This window comes from Pseudotamlana agarivorans, assembly GCF_018860245.1.
In the GTDB taxonomy this organism is placed as follows: Bacteria; Bacteroidota; Bacteroidia; order Flavobacteriales; family Flavobacteriaceae; genus Pseudotamlana; species Pseudotamlana agarivorans_A.
In genome coordinates this window covers 343,625-361,927 of the sequence record NZ_JAHKPD010000018.1, presented here as the reverse complement: position 1 = coordinate 361,927, position 18,303 = coordinate 343,625, and the positions used below count along the sequence as shown (strand labels likewise).

Here is an 18,303-nt window from a genome sequence, read left to right as displayed (position 1 = left end):
AACAACATGAATACATACTTACTTACAGTAAGAGCAAAGGCATATACGTTTGGTATATGTCTTTTGCTTTTATCAGCTTTAGGGTGTAAAAACGACACCACAACACCAACACCTTTGGCTGTTGACACACAGATTGAAGAAAATTACCTAAATCAATTAAGCCTGAGCATCGCCTATCTAGATACTTTAAACGCCTCCCAAAACACGGCAGACAAAATAAACAGTTACAAAAAGGCGCGAAAGCATTTTAAACTGGCGGAACCTATTTTGGCTTACATTGACCAAAACAATTACAAATCTTTAAACGCCCCAAACATTTTACAGATTCAAGAAGAAGATCCTACCGATATTAAAATCATGAACCCCTTTGGGTTTCAAGTTATTGAAGAATTACTTCATGAAACACCTATAGACACGGCTATAATCACTGAAACCGTTAACAAAACCAATAGTCGACTCCAATTAATAAAACAAAACACGCACATAGACTTTAAAGATTACCACCTCATTTGGCTTTTACGCAATCAAATGGTACGTATTGCAACCACAGGTATTACTGGTTTTGATTCGCCAGTGTTAGCCCAATCTTTAGAAGAAAGTCAATTCACTTACACCACTTTAGAATCTATTTTGAAGATTAACGAATCTAAATTTACTTCTAAAAAGCTGTATCAAGAGCTTTTAAAATCCATTGAACAAGCGAAACACGCTTTAGATGCCGATTTTGATACTTTTGATCGTTATGCCTTCATCAAAAATCATATTCACCAGCAACTGAAGCTTTTAGTGGATACCCAAAATGATTGGAAGGTCAAGTTTCCGTTCAACTTGGCTTTATCAAACAACTTAACCTCGCTTTTTACTGAAGAAACTTTGAACATGGATTTCTTCACCGATTATAAAAGTGATACGACCAATCTTACTCAAAAAGTAGCCTTCGGAAAGCGTTTATTCAATGACACAAACCTCTCCAAGGAAAATAATATGGCTTGTGCTACCTGTCATATTTCTGAAAAAGCTTTCACCGATGGCCGTGTGACTTTTGATGACAGACAAAAAAGAAACACCCCAACCCTAACCTATGTCTCTAATCAACAATTATACTTTACTGATGCCCGTGTGGGGAGTCTGGAAGGACAAATAGTAGGTGTGGTTAATAACCATGATGAGTTCAATATGTCTATGGACTCCATTATTGCGAGAGTAAAAAAGGATAAAATACATAAGCATGATTTAGATTCCTTATACCAAAATAAACGTGAAGATTTTAATATCCGTCATGCCATAGCCTCTTACATTAGAACCCTTAATTCTTTCGATTCTAAATTTGACAAAAACATAAATAATTTAGAAAATACGCTTAGCGCGGAAGAAAAACTAGGTTTTAACCTCTTTATGGGGAAAGCCGCTTGTGCGACTTGTCACTTCCCGCCTATGTTTAACGGTACGGTACCACCAAACTTCACAGATACCGAATTAGAAATTATTGGAGTTCCTGAAACCAAAGAAAACAAAGCACTTGATGACGATTTAGGAAGATTTGACCTCTTTAAAACCAAAGAACGTTTTGGAGCTTTTAAAACACCAACCGTACGAAATATTGAACTTACAGCGCCTTATATGCATAATGGTGTTTACACCACTTTAGAAGAGGTTGTTGAATTTTATAATGAAGGTGGCGGAAATGGCTTTGGTTTTGATTTGGAACATCAAACCTTGCCTTTTGATAATTTAGAATTAACTGAAAAAGAACAAGTGGCTTTAATTGCTTTTATGAAAAGCCTTACAGATCAATCTAAAACCGAATTCATTCAATAATTAAAACCACTGAAAACTAGTATTTCACCTTGATTTTTCGTATATTTTAGAACCATCTTAAACTATAATAACATGAAAAAACAATCACTAATACGCACATTATCTGTGTTCGTCCTATTTTTTATTGGGACGAACACCTTTACTGCGCAAGAAAAAACCACAGCACTTTTCCAAGAAATTGAAGGAAAAGTTGTAGACGCCGAATCAAATAATGATTTAGTTTTTGCAGACATCGTCCTAGACCATTCAAACATTAGTACAGTAACTAATAGTGATGGGTATTTTGCTTTAAAAATACCTGAAGACCACATAAACGGAACCATAACAATATCTTACCTTGGTTATGAAAAAATTGAGATTCCTGTTAAAGAATTTGAAGCTCATAAAAAAATTCGGTTAAGCCCTGTGACTACGGCTTTAGAAGAGGTTAGCATTGTTACAACTCCAAAAAATGCAGAAGCCATAGTTCGTGAGTGTTTAAGCAAAAAGAGCAGTCTTTACAATAATGAAAACACTTTAATGACTGCTTTCTATCGTGAAACCATAAAAAAGAAAAGAAAAAATGCTTCCCTATCTGAAGCTGTCGTTAAAATTCACAAACAACCTTATGATAATGTAAGAAGTGATTATATCGAGTTAGTAAAGGCAAGAAAAACCACCGATTATAAAAAATTAGACACCTTAGCTTTAAAATTACAAGGAGGGCCGTTTAGTAATTTGTATACCGATATGATTAAATATCCAGAGTATATATTTAATGAACAGTCTCTTCCAAAATATAACTTCAGTTTTGATAGTGCCACCAAAATTAATGACCGTTTAATTTATGTAATCAATTTTAAGCAAAAGGAAACATTAAACACGCCGTTATATTACGGTAAATTGTTTATAGACGCAGAAACCCTAGCTTTAACAAATGCGGTTTACAGTTTAAATGTATCCAACAGAACACTATCTAGTGAATACTTTGTTCGTAAAAAACCTCGACGCGCTGAAGTTTACCCTACTGAAACTGCCTATCGTGTAAATTACAGAACTAAAAATGGTAAATGGCATTATGCTTATAGCAATATCTCTTTAACTTTTAAGGTGAATTGGGAAGGCAAACTTTTTAACAGTACCTATACCTTAAATAGTGAAATGGCCGTGACCGATTGGGAAATTAATGAAAATAAACTGACTAAAAATAGACGTCAAGTTTTAAGACCAACTACCATTTTAACTGAAAAAGCTTCAGGGTTTTCAGACCCTCGATTTTGGGGTGCTTATAATATAATTGAACCTGAAAAATCCATTCAATCGGCGATTAAGAAGATTCAAAAACAGTTGAAGCGTACTTAAAATAGTGCTTCTGAAGACACCATTCACAACGACATTCAATAAAAAACCACCTAGCATTTAGGTGGTTTTTTTATGGCTTTTATTCTATTGACGACACGAGCGTGACGCTTGCGATAGCGTGGGATTTCTCATTTATTGCTTACTCTAGTAGGCACGGACTAAAAGTCCGCGCTATCGACGTTTCTTTTTATTGTAGTCTGCGCCATCGGGGTTCTATCTCGATACGTTTACTATACATCACAAATGACCTCAGACCTAATAGCGCTTAAAAAAAATCAAGAATTGACAATAACAAAAAACACCTATTAACCCATTAAATAATTCATTTTTAAAGAGACAAAGAAAGTAATTTATCATCTAAATTTTGTAAACCTTCTTCTTTTTCCTTCAGACTTCGTTTAATTTTTTTTATCCTAGCCTCTCTTTGTACTTGATCAATCTCTAAAGGCTCTAATTCCTTTTTCAGATCGGTTATTATTAGTTTTAATTCTACCTGTTTCCTCTTTAATTCCTGCTTTATATATTCATCTAAGTCATCAATATTCATAATATTATTTAATTCTTTAACTACAAAGTCTAAATCACATCTCACAGAAGTATATTCACACTCATACTCACTATCAGAAGATATAATATAAAGATATCCACTACATGAGTATCCCCAGCCCCCGTGTGTAACTAATTTTATTCTATTATCTAAAAAATAAAATGAATTACTTATACCTATATACCGCGCAAAATGAATTTCAGTACATTTTTCTAATAAACCTTCTTTCCATTTTTCTAATTTTTTAATTGCGTTCTTCTTCTCTTTCTTGTCATTATAACTTAAAGTTTTACTTTTTTGAATCGCTATAAATCTACCTTCACTAAAATGTACAGCTTTAAAATTCCTTGATACATTCTTCATTATGTTATTATTTATCGTTTATAATCTACCTTAATAAGGTTTGAACTTCCAAATTAATTTGCGCATTTAAAAATACCGGACAAAGTAGAAGGAATACTGTTTTATACATTGGTTTTTATTTTTGTTATAGAGGTCAGTAGTTAGTTGCTTATAAATTCAGATTGATAAATCTTATCGGCCTCCACCATTTTAACAATAAGATTATTGAATATAGTTGATTTACTTTGAGATCTATTAATTCTAAAACAAAATTCATTAAAATACCTATCTAAATTGTGATCGCTAACCCAAGAATATGTGGTTCTAATCCATGATTTTACTTGATGAATCATAGTATGCAAAGCTTTAAAATTTAACCCTTTATTACTTTCAATTTGAGTTATGTTATAAGCTTTAGAAATTGGTTTATAGCCTCTCCATAAATCAGTAGTTACTTGAGCTTCCCTGTTTATGTGATTGATAAAAATGTATTGTAGTGATTGCGCCGAAAAGTCGTCTATCTTCATAGCATACATGCGTTTTACTTTACCATCATCTGTAAGCTGGACTGCGGTTATAGCCTTTTTCTTCTTACTATTATAACTCCTCCCAACTTTTTCTTGTTCTTTTCCTCCTAGAACAAATTCGTCTACATGAACATTGCCATCCATTGGATTATTACCGCTAGAAGACATAGCTTCTCTCACTTTTAACATAAATAAACGTGCTGTTTTTTCGGTAACTCCATAACGAACACCCATATAACTAGCAGATAGGCTTTTGGTAGTGGTTGACATTTCAAAATAGATAAAAAAAGCTTTTCTTATTCCAAATTTAACTTTGTGAAATAAGGTGTTAGCTGTAGCTGATTCTGTATGTCTACAAATATTGCATTGTCGGCCAAAATTCTTGAGTGATTGATAGGCGGTATGATTACATTTTAAGCATTTATAAGCCGTTTTTGACTTTAAAAAAGCTAAATATTCCTTGCAATCTTCGTCTGTTTTAAACCGATCAGAGAACTCTAGAAGGTTTTGACCTTTAAATATATCCATAATTTGTACTATTATAAGGTCTTAAGATACGCAATTATATACTGACCTCTATAAATGGTTAATCAAAATGGAAAAATGCAACATAAAGTAAGATAGAATAATGTAAGAAGTTAAAATCACACCATATTGGTCGTCAATAAATTTTATCTTTCTAAAATCTATTTTACAAAATAAAATTAACATCCAGCTTCCTATCAAAAAATTAGAAATATAGGATAATTTATACTTGTAGAATAATAGAAAAGTTCCTGATAATATAACTAATAACAATATTATTTGAAATAAGTTTAAATTCATAATAATTATTTTATGGTTATTTTAAAAACTTCTGTAATAATAAGACCTGTTTCGATATTAATCTCTATATTTTATAATTTAACAAAATTCCTTTATAGATTTCTACAAGTTTAATTTTTATCGTATCTATAATCTCTCGATGAAGCTTTCCTTCCATTTTTGAGATTTCTATTTATTAAGTTTATACCAATTACTTTAGACTTTTCAATTAACGTATTTAAAGTCGACTCACACCCGGCTAGGCGAGCGTCTCGCTCGTGCCCGTTACAACATTCCTGAATGTATATTTGCGTTATCAATTTTCAACCCAGTTTCATCTTCTGCATAATTTCTTGCGCTGCTATATTTCCAGTCTTCTGGTTTTGTTACAAAACCTTGTTCCACGGGGTTATTGTGAATATAATCTATCTTTTGTTTAATTACTTTACTGTTACATAATAATCCTGATCTCGGTTTAACAACTGACTATCAGCGCAACTAAAACAAAACTAAAAACTTAATTTTTCAACTTCAAATATACAAGTATCGGTTCATGATCGGACAACTGTAAATTAAAATTTTCATGAGCAATGACTTCAAAGTTAGTATCAGGAAGTACATAATCCAATCGCATAGGATAACCTAATAAATTATAAGTTTCACCAAAACCAGAGCCTGCTTCTAAGAACGAATCTAGCCTGTCTTTGCTTATAGTCTTATAGGTTTTAGAAAAAGGCGTCGCATTAAAATCACCGCATATTATACTTCTGCCTTTAAATTCTTTAACACCTTCTAATAGTAACTCGGTTTGAGCGCTTTTCATTTTCTGACCTTTATCTATTTTAGGATATACAGTTTTTAAACCCGTCTCTGTAAAAAACTCAGAGTTGACTTCAACACTAAAGGATTGTAAATGGACATTGTATATTCTTATGATTTCATGCTCAATTTGCACATCGGCATACATGGCATTATTTGCCGTATTTGGAAAATCCACATACCCTTTATTTACAATTGGGTATTTGGATAAAATTAATTGTAATGACTTAGAAACCCCTTTTCTTTGTCCAATAAATGCGTAAGGATAATTTTTAAATGATTCAAATTTAGTTCTCCAAAACTCCTGAAAAACCAAAATATCAGCATCTTGATTTTCTACAAAATTTTTCATTTTATCGATTCTTTCCAAACGATTAAATCTATCGGTAGTATGCCCTGCACCACCTCCACCTCTTACATTAAAGGTTAAAACAGACAAGGAGTCTGGGGGGGTATCAACTTTCTTTCCCAAACTGAATTTGAAAAAAAACACATGAGACAAACCATAAATTACTAATGCTAGAAGCAATAAAATGGCCTGCTTGCGTTTACGAAATGCTAAATAAATGAACACAACCGCATTCAAAACAACTATAAGCGGAAGCCCAACCGATAAAATTAAGGAGAGTACGTTTTCGAAATAAAGCGTTATAATACAGCTTAGCACTAAAATAAGCGGAATTAAAAAGTATAGTAAACGACTTATTGCTAAGTAAACTATTTTAAAAAAATTCAAAAGGGATGCATTGTTTTAAAACAAAGTAGTCTGCGATTTATCATCATCAGATTTACCATCTGGAGACACTTCTGTTTCATCAATCACTTCTACATCATCTGCATGAACTTCATCAGGAGATTCATAAGGCAAAGGATCTAATAAGTTGACTTGGTTTACCTTATCTTTTGTCAATTGATTACCTAAAGCACTTATACCTTTAACAGCAATAAACTCTTCCAAATTAAGCTCCAAATTATCTTTACGATCTTTTCCACGTTCTTTGGCAAAAACCACTTCGGCCATAGGACGCCAATCGGTAGAAACTATTTCTAATTGTGAATTCGGATCTTCAGGAATAAAAGTTTCCTCTTTGCCTTCATTTTCAATTAAAAAACGTTTAACGTAATACAATTCTTTTTCACCATTAAAATAAACCACAGAAATTGGTTTTTTAGGCTGCCATTTTTCCATAACAATCATATCGTTATCAAAATGCATGGTCACCTCTGGTGTTACGGTTTTGAGTGTACCCGATTGTGAAATGATGAGTAATTTATCTTCACCTCTAAATTCACCAATGAGTTCGCCACGGCCATCAACATTTAATCGTTGTACCGTATCATCGAACCAAATTTTACGAGGTTTTAAGGTTGAAACCCCTTTTTCTTTAAGTTCTACACGCTTTACAGGGTATTTAGTAACTAAATTCCCTTTGGAAACTCTACCTTTTATAAGAATATCGGCAAAATCTATATCCCATTTAAGCTTTTTAATACTACCTGCTTGGCGCAATGAAATAGAAACGACTTCAGCTTCTCCATTAGGATTTGCTGAAAAATATAAACCAACAGAACCTTTAGTGCCGTTTGTTAGATCGTATTCTCTATCTCGTGTCACACTAGTCACAGCAAAACGTTTGATGTATGAAGGACCGCCTTTACCATCACGATAAATGAAGTTATAAATGGTGCGCTTATCTTTTTTCTTGAATACGGCAACATGAATAATGTCTTTACCAATAAAGGTTTTGCTATCAACTTTGGTTACCATCATTTTACCTTCTTTGGTAAAAACAATAATATCATCAATGTCACTACAGTCACCAACGTATTCATCACGTCTAAGCGATGTACCTATAAAACCTTCAGTTCTATTTACGTAAAGCTTCGTGTTACGAATCACTACTTTAGTGGCGTCGACATCATCAAAAACTCTTATTTCGGTCTTACGCTCCCTACCTTCTCCGTATTCTTTTTTAAGTCTGGTGAAATAGGCAATCGCATAATCGATTAGGTTTGCGAGGTGATGTTTGATTTCAGCAATCTGATCTTCTAAAGCATCAATTTTCTGCTGTGCTTTATCGATATCAAATTTTGAAATACGTTTAATTCGAATCTCTGTTAAACGTACAATATCTTCTTCGGTAACGGTTCGTTTTAAATGCTTGATGTGTGGTTGTAGTCCTTTATCGATAGCACTAATAACACCTTCCCAAGTTTCTTCTTCCTCAATATCACGGTAAATTCTATTTTCAATAAAAATACGTTCTAAGGAAGCAAAATGCCACTGTTCTTCAAATTCACCCAGTTTAATTTCAAGCTCTTGCTTTAATAGCTGAACCGTATTATCTGTAGAACGGCGAAGCATTTCAGTAACACCAACAAATAAAGGCTTGTTATCTTCAATAACACAACCCAAGGGCGAAATAGACGACTCACAGCTTGTAAAAGCATATAAGGCATCAATAGTTTTATCAGGAGATAGTCCAGTTGGTAGATGAATTAAGATTTCAACTTCGGCAGCTGTATTATCTTCAATTTTCTTGACTTTAATCTTACCTTTATCGTTCGCCTTTAATATTGAATCAATTAACGACGAGGTTGTTGTACTAAAAGGTAATTCGGTAATCACCAAGGTATTTTTATCGAGTTGAGAAATTTTAGCACGAACACGTACTTTCCCTCCTCTTAAACCATCATTATAATTTGAAAAATCTGCAATTCCCGCAGTAGGGAAATCGGGTAATATGGTAAAACGTTTGCCTTGTAAATGTTTTATTGAAGCCTCTATAAGTTCAATAAAATTATGTGGTAATATTTTTGTTGAAAGTCCAACGGCAATACCTTCGCCGCCTTGAGCCAACAACAACGGAAACATAACCGGTAAGTTTACGGGCTCTTTTCTTCGTCCGTCGTAACTGGCTTGCCATTCGGTAATTTTTGGATTAAAAACCACATCAAGACCGAATTTAGAAATACGAGCTTCAATATAACGTGAAGCAGCGGCTCTGTCTCCTGTTAAAATATTTCCCCAGTTACCTTGGGTATCAATTAATAAATCTTTCTGCCCAATTTGAACCATGGCATCCGCGATACTGGCATCACCGTGAGGGTGATACTGCATGGTATGACCAACAATATTAGCTACTTTGTTGTAACGCCCATCATCCAAATCTTTCATAGAATGCATGATGCGGCGTTGTACGGGTTTAAAACCGTCTTCGATAGCAGGAACGGCACGTTCTAAAATAACGTAAGAAGCATAATCTAAAAACCAATCTTTATACATTCCCGTTATGCGGGTAATGGTTTCTTGAGGTTCGTCTTGTTCGTTAATTAAATCGTCTCCGTTTTCAATCATTAATTACTTTTTAACTGGTTTTGGTCTGCCATTAAGCATTACTCTTCCACGCGCATGCAATCTAGTTACTTGATCTTTAGCTGGGTGTACATGTAAATACTCGTATGAACGTACTACTTCTAATTCTTCTTTCTTTGCGTATAACATCTTAGTTAAGTTTTACTCCCACTAAAGTAGGATGTTTTTCAAATAAATTTATCTTTTTTTAACGCTACAAAGTTACGTTTTCAGATAAATTTCTTAACTATTTTTAACTAAAATTTATTACCAAATTACACCTTATTTTAAATCTAAAAACAGGCATGAAAATCAGATCACTTTTACTCGATGATATCTAATTCTACTTTTAGATTGTCGATGATAAATTCTTGTCTTGAGGGTGTGTTTTTACCCATATAAAATGCTAACAAATCTTCAATAGACATGTTATGATCTAACATTATTGGATCCAAACGAATGTCTTCACCAATAAAATGCTTAAACTCATCTGGAGAGATTTCACCAAGCCCTTTAAATCGCGTGATTTCTGGTTTTGGCTTTAGCTTTTCAATCGCGTTTCTTCTTTCTTCTTCTGAATAACAATAAATAGTTTCCTTTTTATTTCTAACACGGAATAATGGCGTTTGTAAAATATACAAATGCCCTTCCTTGATTACTTCTGGAAAAAACTGAAGAAAAAAAGTGATTAATAACAAACGAATATGCATACCATCAACATCGGCATCGGTAGCAATCACGACGTTATTATAACGTAAATCTTCTAAAGATTCCTCAATATTTAAAGCGGCTTGAAGTAAATTAAATTCTTCATTTTCGTAAACAATTTTTTTCGTTAAACCATAACAGTTTAATGGTTTCCCTTTTAAACTAAAAACGGCTTGAGTATTTACATCTCGTGATTTAGTAATACTACCCGAAGCCGAATCTCCCTCTGTGATAAACAAAGTCGTTTCTAGGTTTCTTTCGTTTTTAGTATCTCCAAAATGCACACGACAATCTCGCAATTTTTTATTGTGAAGACTTGCTTTTTTAGCACGGTCTTTCGCTAATTTTCTAATACCCGAAAGCTCTTTTCTTTCACGTTCGGCTTGAAGTATTTTGCGCTGAATTTTTTCAGCAGTATCTTGATTTTTATGTAAATAATTATCTAAATAACGTTTTACAAAGTCGTTAATATAGGTTCTAACCGTTGGCAGTTCACCGCCCATATCGGTTGACCCTAATTTTGTTTTCGTCTGACTTTCGAATACAGGTTCCATCACTTTTATAGCGATAGCACTTACCACAGATTTTCTAATATCTGAAGCATCGTAGTTTTTGCCATAAAACTCTCTTATGGTTTTTACTATAGACTCTCTAAAAGCGTTTAAGTGCGTTCCTCCCTGTGTTGTATTTTGACCGTTAACAAAAGAATGGTATTCTTCGCTGTATTGGGTTTTACTATGTGTTATGGCGATTTCAATATCGTCACCTCTTAAGTGAATTATAGGATACAAACGATCGGATTCATTAATATTTTCACTTAATAAATCCTTTAACCCGTTTTCACTATAATATTTCTCGCCGTTAAAAACTATGGTTAAACCCGGATTCAGGTACACATAGTTTTTAAGCATTTTCACGATATATTCACTTCTAAATTTATAGTTTTTGAAAATGAGCTCATCAGGAATAAATGATACTTTGGTACCTTTTCTTCGGGAGGTTTCTTCTAAAAACTCTTCATTTGTGAGGTTACCTTGCTCAAATTCCGCGGAAGCGCTCTTACTATCACGCGTTGATTCTACTCTAAAAAATGAAGATAAAGCATTTACTGCTTTGGTACCTACCCCATTTAAACCAACAGATTTCTTGAAGGCTTTAGAGTCGTACTTTCCACCGGTGTTCATTTTGGAAACCACATCTACTACTTTTCCTAAAGGTATACCACGCCCGTAATCGCGAACCGTTACTTTGGCACCTTGAATAGAAATTTCGATGGTTTTCCCGGCTCCCATAACATATTCGTCAATGGAGTTATCTAGAACTTCTTTAAGTAGAATATAAATACCATCGTCTGGAGAAGACCCGTCACCAAGTTTTCCAATATACATTCCTGGACGCATACGGATATGTTCTTTCCAGTCTAATGAACGAATATTGTCTTCGGTGTAGTTAGAGTTTTCAGCCATTAATAAGAGATGTGGTTAAGATAGAACGCTAATATAGCACAACCAAGTAAAAAATGAAATAGCAGAGTCACAAAGTAATTAACAATAATTATTTATTCATTGTTGAGAACCCAATTAAGCCTGCTTTTCTTTTTTAAGTGACACCACCAAAATACCAACAATCACCACTAAAGCTCCAAAAAACTGTAATCCCGTTAAAACTTCATTCAAAAAAATAGAAGCCAAAATTATCGTCGAAATAGGCCCGATTCCTGCTACAATAGCAAAATTCGAGGAGCTAATCATTTTAATTGATGTCGACACCAAAAAAGAAGGGATTACTGTAGCGAACACCGCTATAATAAAACCTAAAGCATAAACTTGCCATGAAAAACTAAACAAATCCACATCGCTCACGATACTATAATGAATAAACACACTCACACAGGATACGATCATGGCGTATGCTGTAAATTTTACTACACCAAATTTTGGGATTAACCAACCGGTACCAACCAAATACGTTGCATAGGTAATTGCACTTAATAACACAAAAGCACCACCTAAAAAGCTATCACTGCCGGATATAGCGACTTCATCCCAAAAAGCAATAACAACACCTATATAGGTTAAAGCAATGGCTGATGTTTGTATTTTGGTTATTGGTCGTTTTAAAAACACGCGATTTAAAATTAAAACGATAGTTGGATATAAAAATAAAATGATGCGCTCTAAACTGGCCTTGATGTATTTAAGTCCAACAAAGTCAAAATAACTCGCCAAGTAATAACCCACGACTCCAAAAAAGATCAACCATATATAATCGCTTTTGGCAATATCGACTTCGTTTTTTTTCTTGCTATAAATGAAAGCTATAACCACATAAATTGGAAACGAAAATAGCATACGTAACAACAAAATACTGATGGGATCAATATTATAATTGTAAGCTAACTTCACCATAACGGCTTTTGATGAAAAAAGCACCACGCCTAAAACACCAATAATCACACCGTACCAAAATTGTTTTGTATTTGTTTCCATGAAGCTAAAATAAGTATGAGCTTTCGCACAAATATTTAAAAAAATCAAATGATACGATGTTCAGAAGTAAAAAAAGTAACTTAAATTTTATTTAGGTAAAATAAGCAGACTTAGTGAAAACCTTAAAGCGGCTCATTTATCTTAAAAGAAATAAAAGAACCTTAGTTATTAATCAAATATCGGTAAAAAATAATGCGATATCTCTAGCACTAGTGTTGATTAATTAAATATAAACCCAAGCATATTTAAAACACATCCAGTACCTATGAGACATCGCATTCGAGCAAAAGTAATTTGTAATTTATTCTATAACACTCGTTTTTTTGATTCTTTTTTTAATTGTCTGTAAACTGAAATAAAATTATATTGATTTTGTCATTTAGTAGAAGGATACAACTGAAGAATCATTCTAGTTTTGGTGAGATTACTCGTGACCTGGTAATGACAATACAAAACAAGTATTCAAATTAAACTTTATTTTTTATTTTACTAAGACCTTCTTTTCAAAGTTACTTTTAGAGGCTTCACAAAGAGAACATTCATAAGTTGCTGGCAAGTCTTCAAATGACGTATTTGGTGCAATATCTTGAGTGATATCGCCGTAAACCTCATTATAAACCGTTAAACAATCTGAACATTGATATACCTCTTCTTCGGAAGTTTCTTTCTTTATCACTTCAACTTCTTCCTCATCACGTTCGGTTCCTAATTGTTCAAAATACAACTGACTTAATTCCATTAACAAGCCTGGTAATTCCACCTTATCCACATCTTGAACATGCATGATATATTTCCGTGTATTCGGGTCGAAATTTTTGGCATATAATAGATTATAAGTATCTCTTATTTTAAAATCCCCCTTAAGATCGGGCTGTTTATTTTTTTCAATTACGATTGAAGTGAAATTATAAGTATCACTTTCGTAACTTGTAATACCGAAGGTTAAACCATAGGTACTAATGTCATTCTGATCGAAATTAGTTACCAAATACTTTTTAAGATTTAAAGCATCAGGATCGTTCACCGGTAAGTGCCAGTTCATTTCCAACATAGAGTGACGTACGTTAATACCGTATTTTCCTAGAAATTTCTCCCATTGTAACTTCGATTTCTGAGGAATTCCTTTAACTATAAAAGACTTCCAAGGCGTTATAGAAATTTTACCAATTTTATTTTCTGAACACAATTCACACATCGCTTTCAGAAATTTTAAATCGTAACGGTTATTTCTCCAATACAAACCTAACCAATAACGGTCTGTACCAATTCTGTTCATACCCTCATAATAAGGGAAAGGATAAAAAGGTACTTCCAAGCTTTTATCAACCGTTCTGTTGTTGGTATCAACCGCATCGCTAACCAATTCAAAAACTGTTTCTATTGTTTCTGGCTCTTCTTGCAAAATGTTTTCGATAGCAATTTCTATCTTGTCCATATCCCAGCTATAAATTAGCGCCGGATACATAAGTGTTTTTTTCCAACCTGGAAGTCTAACGTACAAATACCAATAATCTTCGTGTTCTGAGGCGATAAAATTCACATTCCCTGTAAATAAAGGTACCAACCGTTGTTTTGGGTCTGTGATATTTACTCTTAATTTTAACTTGTGCTTAAACTGCTCCAAAATGTACAAATAGCGGTCACTTGTTAACCAGGACGTACTTGGCAAAATTTCAGCAGAAACATAAGACGATGCGATATTTTGAATACCGTCACGTTTAGGTTTTATAAATTGTATTTTATTAAATTGATCAAACTTGCTTTCATCAATTTGTTCTGGAAAAATAATATCTTGTCGAGAACCGAATGAAATCGCATCTAAACCTAAGCTTTCAGCTGCTTCACAAATGTATTTTAACTCTCCTGGAGACAACACACCTCCGTTAATTTTAATTCTATATGGCTCGTCCATTATGCTAATACTTTTGAATTTTGAAGTATTTCTCTAACTTCAGTTTTACAACTACCACAACCTAATCCTGCGCCTGTTTTATTACATAATTCTGTAAAATCATCACATCCTTTTGCTATAGCTTCTTCAATATTTCCTGCACCAACTTGACTACAAGAACAGACTAATTTACCTAATACAGGTGCGTCGTTTGAGGAACCTCTAAGCAATGTATTTCGCTTATCGGCCATTTCAATCTTACTTTCAATCATGGTTTTAAATTCGGCAAATTCATTTTTATCACCCATTAAAACCGCACCAACTAACAGGTCGTCTTTTACAATACACTTTTTGTAATAACGTTTCTTAAGATCGGTAAATATAATTTCTTCGTAGCTATCGTCATTTTCAGGCACATCAATATCACCGATACTACAAAGGTTTAAGTCGTTGAATTTTAAAATATTCATTAGTACAGAACCATCATAAGCACAACTAATATCACCTGCGATAAAATTGGCTAAAATATTTGCTTGTTCTTCAGCAGCCGACGTAATTCCGAATAACTTGTTATTGTATTCTGCAATTTCACCAATGGCAAAAATATCTTTATGAGAAGATTCTAAATGCTGATTAACCTTAACGCCTCGACTACAAGAAATTCCATTTGCTCTGGCAATATCTACGTTTGGAATAGTTCCAATGGCATAAACAATCGCATTGGCCGTAATACACTTACCACTTTTAAGAGTGATATTTAATTCACCTGTATCTTCATCATCAAACACAGTACTTACCTCGTTATCGAAATAAATTTGAATACCACGTTCTTGAACATCTAAGGCTAATAACTTACTGGACACTTTATCTAGTTGACGCTCCATTAAACGTGAGGCACGTTGAATAATAGTGATTTTAGCATTTTTATGCTTCATTGCAGCGGCTAACTCCAATCCTAATAGTCCACCACCAACAATAACAACATGCTGTTCCTCTGGTGGTAAATTTGTAGCATCTAAGTAAGACTTAAAACTATCGGCATCACTTTTATTACGCATAGTAAAACGTCCAGGTAAATCGATTTGAACATCTTTAGGAATAAAAGGTCTACTACCAGTTGCTAAAATAAGCTTATCGAATGTATGCTCGTCATTATTACTATCGGTAACTTTCTTGCTTTCCTTATCAATTTTTAAAATTGAACGTTCTGGATGCAAATGGATATTTAATTTACCTAATTCCTTTTCTTTAATTTTAAGAAGTTGTTCCCAAGATAATTCTTCGGTGACATATTCGGGTAATAAAACCCTATTGTAAAATAAGTTTGGCTCTTTAGAAAATACGTGAATTTCATCAATCTCGTTGTATTCTCTATAATTTTGAACAAATCGGAATGCAGCTGCTCCCGCACCTACAATAACAATTTTCTCAACGGGTTTATTATATTTTGAAACAGCTACTCGTGTGAATTTAAAATCTGGTTCTTTAGATGTTGGATCAACATGTGTATTCGTTAAATTGTTTGCTCTATTTAAGTCGCTCTGTAATTGCTTACCCCAGTGCATTGGCAAGAACACCACACCTTTTTTAATGGTATCTGTAATTTTTGCACGCACCCTAACCATGCCGTTTTCACCAGAAATCTCGGTAATATCGCCATCTTTAATTTTGTTTAAAAAGGCGTCTACAGGGTTAATTTCTAAAACAGGTGTTGGGTAATGTGTTTTTAAACGCGATACTTTCCCCGTTTTTGTCATCGTGTGCCATTGGTCACGAACACGTCCTGTTGTTAAAATAAGTGGATAATCATCATTTGGTTGTACCGATGTATTTTCTATGGTACTTGGTAAGTTAAATTGTGCCTTTTGCGTTGGTGTATAAAACTTTTTATCTTCAAATAACCTAGGTGTTCCTGGGTGTCTGTATTCTGGAACTGGCCATTGAAAAGTACCTTCATTTTTTAAACGGTCGTAGTTTAAGAAAGATACATCAATATTTGTTCCTTTGGTCATGGAAGCGTATTCATCATAAACTTCACTAGCATTGCTAAAGTTAAACCCTCTGAAGCCCATGCGTTGTGCAAAATCACAAAATATTTCAACATCTGGTCTTGCTTCTCCAGGAGCATCGATTTCTTTAGGCAGGTATGAGATTCGTCTTTCAGAATTCGTCATGGTACCTTCTTTTTCCAGCCATCCTGCTGCAGGAAGTACTAAATCGGCAAAATCTACGGTATCTGACTTATGAGATATATCTTGAACCACTACAAACTTAGCGTTTTTCATGGCACGTTCTATACGATTTGAATTTGGTAAACTCACTAAGGGATTTGTACAAGCAATCCAAACCGCTTTAAGCTTTCCACTTTCAAGAGCATCAAACATTTCGGTTGCTGTTAGCCCTGGTTTCGGGTTGATTTTATCAACACCCCAGAACTGCGCTACTTCACGACGGTGCTCTTCATTCATTAAATCTTTATGTACCGCTAATAGATTAGCCATACCCCCTACTTCACGTCCGCCCATCGCATTTGGCTGACCAGTAAGAGAAAAAGGACCAGCACCTGGTTTCCCAACTTGTCCTGTAATAAGTGATAAGTTTAAAAGCGAAACATTTTTATCGGTACCCACCACACTTTGGTTAAGTCCCATGGCCCACATAGAAATAAATCCTTTTGAAAGCCCTATATATTTTGCTGCTTTTCTAATATCGTCTTCAGATACACCACATAATTTTGAGGCTTTTCTTAAAGAGGTTTGAAAAATCAAGTCCTTGTAACCATCAAATCCGTCGGTATGGTCTTTTATAAATTTTTCATCTATAAGTCCGCTTTTATACAAACATCTCCCAATGGCATTATACAAAATAACATCGGTACCCGGAAGTAATTGTAAATGCAGATCGGCAAAGTTTGCCGAATCTGTTTTTCTAGGATCTACAACTATTATTTTTACATCTGGGTTCTCTTCTTTACGCTTTTCAATACGTCTAAAAAGAATCGGATGACACCATGCCGGATTGGCTCCAGATATTAAAAAAGTATCTGCCAATTCAATATCTGCATAAGAAATAGGCACACTATCTTCCCCAAATGTTTTCTTATAACCAACAACGGCAGAACTCATACAAAGTCGCGAGTTGGTATCTATATTATTGGTTCCTAAAAAACCTTTTGTTAGCTTGTTTGCTATATAATATTCTTCGGTTAAACTCTGTCCAGACACATAAAAAGCGACGCTATCTGGCCCATGCTTTTTTATGATGGATTTAAAAACACTCGCAGCACGATCTAAGGCATCGTCCCAACTTACACGTTCTCTAGGGTGAGAGCGACTCCATCGCATTTCTGGATATAAAATCCTATCGGAGGTATCGTTAGCCACATAATGCAGGTTCATACCTTTTGAACACAACATACCTCGGTTTACAGGGTGATCCTTATCTCCTTCAACAATAACCTTGTCATTACTGTCTTTTTTAACAATAATTCCGCAGCCTACACCACAATATGAACACGTTGTTTTAACTTCGTTTTTAATCATTCAGACAAAGATTTTATACTAAATAATACATTTTAATCTCAGAAAACAAATACTGCATTCATTATTCTGAAAAACCATAAAATGGACGCTATATACTTTTAAATTAATAAAAAATAGGCC

11 protein-coding genes are annotated in these 18,303 nt (G+C 34.0%); 2 read left to right on the top strand and 9 right to left on the bottom strand.

From position 1 onward, the window contains the following. The first annotated feature begins 6 nt into the window (after window positions 1–6). The gene (locus tag KO493_RS12600; protein ID WP_216068323.1) at window positions 7–1,818 is read left to right on the top strand and encodes a cytochrome-c peroxidase; all 1,812 of its coding nucleotides are present in this window, start codon (window positions 7–9) and stop codon (window positions 1,816–1,818) included. A gap of 72 nt (window positions 1,819–1,890) precedes the next feature. Continuing rightward, the gene (locus tag KO493_RS12595; protein WP_216068322.1) at window positions 1,891–3,159 is read left to right on the top strand and encodes a carboxypeptidase-like regulatory domain-containing protein; all 1,269 of its coding nucleotides are present in this window, start codon (window positions 1,891–1,893) and stop codon (window positions 3,157–3,159) included. A gap of 328 nt (window positions 3,160–3,487) precedes the next feature. Here the strand turns inward: KO493_RS12595 and KO493_RS12590 are convergent, their stop codons facing one another. The 9 genes from KO493_RS12590 to KO493_RS12550 all read right to left on the bottom strand — a co-directional run bounded on the left by KO493_RS12590 (window position 3,488) and on the right by KO493_RS12550 (window position 18,183). Continuing rightward, entirely contained in the window at window positions 3,488–4,069 is a 582-nt protein-coding gene (locus KO493_RS12590; protein WP_216068321.1) for a hypothetical protein, read from the bottom strand. 140 nt (window positions 4,070–4,209) lie between these two features. After that, window positions 4,210–5,103 (bottom strand): IS1595 family transposase, encoded by an 894-nt coding sequence (locus KO493_RS12585; protein WP_216068320.1) that lies wholly within the window; start codon window positions 5,101–5,103, stop codon window positions 4,210–4,212. Between the two features lie 793 nt (window positions 5,104–5,896). Further along, entirely contained in the window at window positions 5,897–6,934 is a 1,038-nt protein-coding gene (locus KO493_RS12580; RefSeq protein ID WP_216068319.1) for an endonuclease/exonuclease/phosphatase family protein, read from the bottom strand. Between the two features lie 15 nt (window positions 6,935–6,949). Further along, window positions 6,950–9,556 carry a DNA gyrase/topoisomerase IV subunit A gene (locus tag KO493_RS12575; protein ID WP_216068318.1) on the bottom strand — a complete coding sequence of 869 codons (2,607 nt, stop codon included), beginning with the start codon at window positions 9,554–9,556 and terminating at the stop codon, window positions 6,950–6,952. A gap of 3 nt (window positions 9,557–9,559) precedes the next feature. Continuing rightward, window positions 9,560–9,703, bottom strand: coding sequence for a hypothetical protein (locus KO493_RS12570; protein WP_216068317.1), 144 nt, complete (start codon window positions 9,701–9,703; stop codon window positions 9,560–9,562). A 173-nt stretch (window positions 9,704–9,876) separates the two neighbouring features. Beyond that, window positions 9,877–11,727 carry a DNA topoisomerase IV subunit B gene (locus KO493_RS12565; protein ID WP_216068316.1) on the bottom strand — a complete coding sequence of 617 codons (1,851 nt, stop codon included), beginning with the start codon at window positions 11,725–11,727 and terminating at the stop codon, window positions 9,877–9,879. A 114-nt stretch (window positions 11,728–11,841) separates the two neighbouring features. Continuing rightward, complete coding sequence (locus KO493_RS12560) at window positions 11,842–12,750, bottom strand: DMT family transporter (protein ID WP_216068315.1); 909 nt, start codon at window positions 12,748–12,750, stop codon at window positions 11,842–11,844. Between the two features lie 481 nt (window positions 12,751–13,231). Beyond that, window positions 13,232–14,662: a rubredoxin gene (locus KO493_RS12555; protein ID WP_216068314.1), complete on the bottom strand. Its 1,431-nt coding sequence runs from the start codon at window positions 14,660–14,662 to the stop codon at window positions 13,232–13,234. Then, the gene (locus tag KO493_RS12550) at window positions 14,662–18,183 is read right to left on the bottom strand and encodes a nitrate reductase (RefSeq protein WP_216068313.1); all 3,522 of its coding nucleotides are present in this window, start codon (window positions 18,181–18,183) and stop codon (window positions 14,662–14,664) included. Before KO493_RS12550 ends, KO493_RS12555 begins: the two co-directional genes overlap by 1 nt. Window positions 18,184–18,303 lie beyond the last annotated feature (120 nt).

Bases quoted from the DNA above. Each gene is read 5' to 3' on its own strand.
- KO493_RS12600 (WP_216068323.1), top strand. From the start codon at position 7: ATGAATACATACTTACTTACAGTAAGAGCAAAGGCATATACGTTTGGT.
- KO493_RS12595 (WP_216068322.1), top strand. From the start codon at position 1,891: ATGAAAAAACAATCACTAATACGCACATTATCTGTGTTCGTCCTATTT.
- KO493_RS12590 (WP_216068321.1), bottom strand. From the start codon at position 4,069: ATGAAGAATGTATCAAGGAATTTTAAAGCTGTACATTTTAGTGAAGGT.
- KO493_RS12585 (WP_216068320.1), bottom strand. From the start codon at position 5,103: ATGGATATATTTAAAGGTCAAAACCTTCTAGAGTTCTCTGATCGGTTT.
- KO493_RS12575 (WP_216068318.1), bottom strand. From the start codon at position 9,556: ATGATTGAAAACGGAGACGATTTAATTAACGAACAAGACGAACCTCAA.
- KO493_RS12570 (WP_216068317.1), bottom strand. From the start codon at position 9,703: ATGTTATACGCAAAGAAAGAAGAATTAGAAGTAGTACGTTCATACGAG.
- KO493_RS12565 (WP_216068316.1), bottom strand. From the start codon at position 11,727: ATGGCTGAAAACTCTAACTACACCGAAGACAATATTCGTTCATTAGAC.
- KO493_RS12560 (WP_216068315.1), bottom strand. From the start codon at position 12,750: ATGGAAACAAATACAAAACAATTTTGGTACGGTGTGATTATTGGTGTT.
- KO493_RS12555 (WP_216068314.1), bottom strand. From the start codon at position 14,662: ATGGACGAGCCATATAGAATTAAAATTAACGGAGGTGTGTTGTCTCCA.
- KO493_RS12550 (WP_216068313.1), bottom strand. From the start codon at position 18,183: ATGATTAAAAACGAAGTTAAAACAACGTGTTCATATTGTGGTGTAGGC.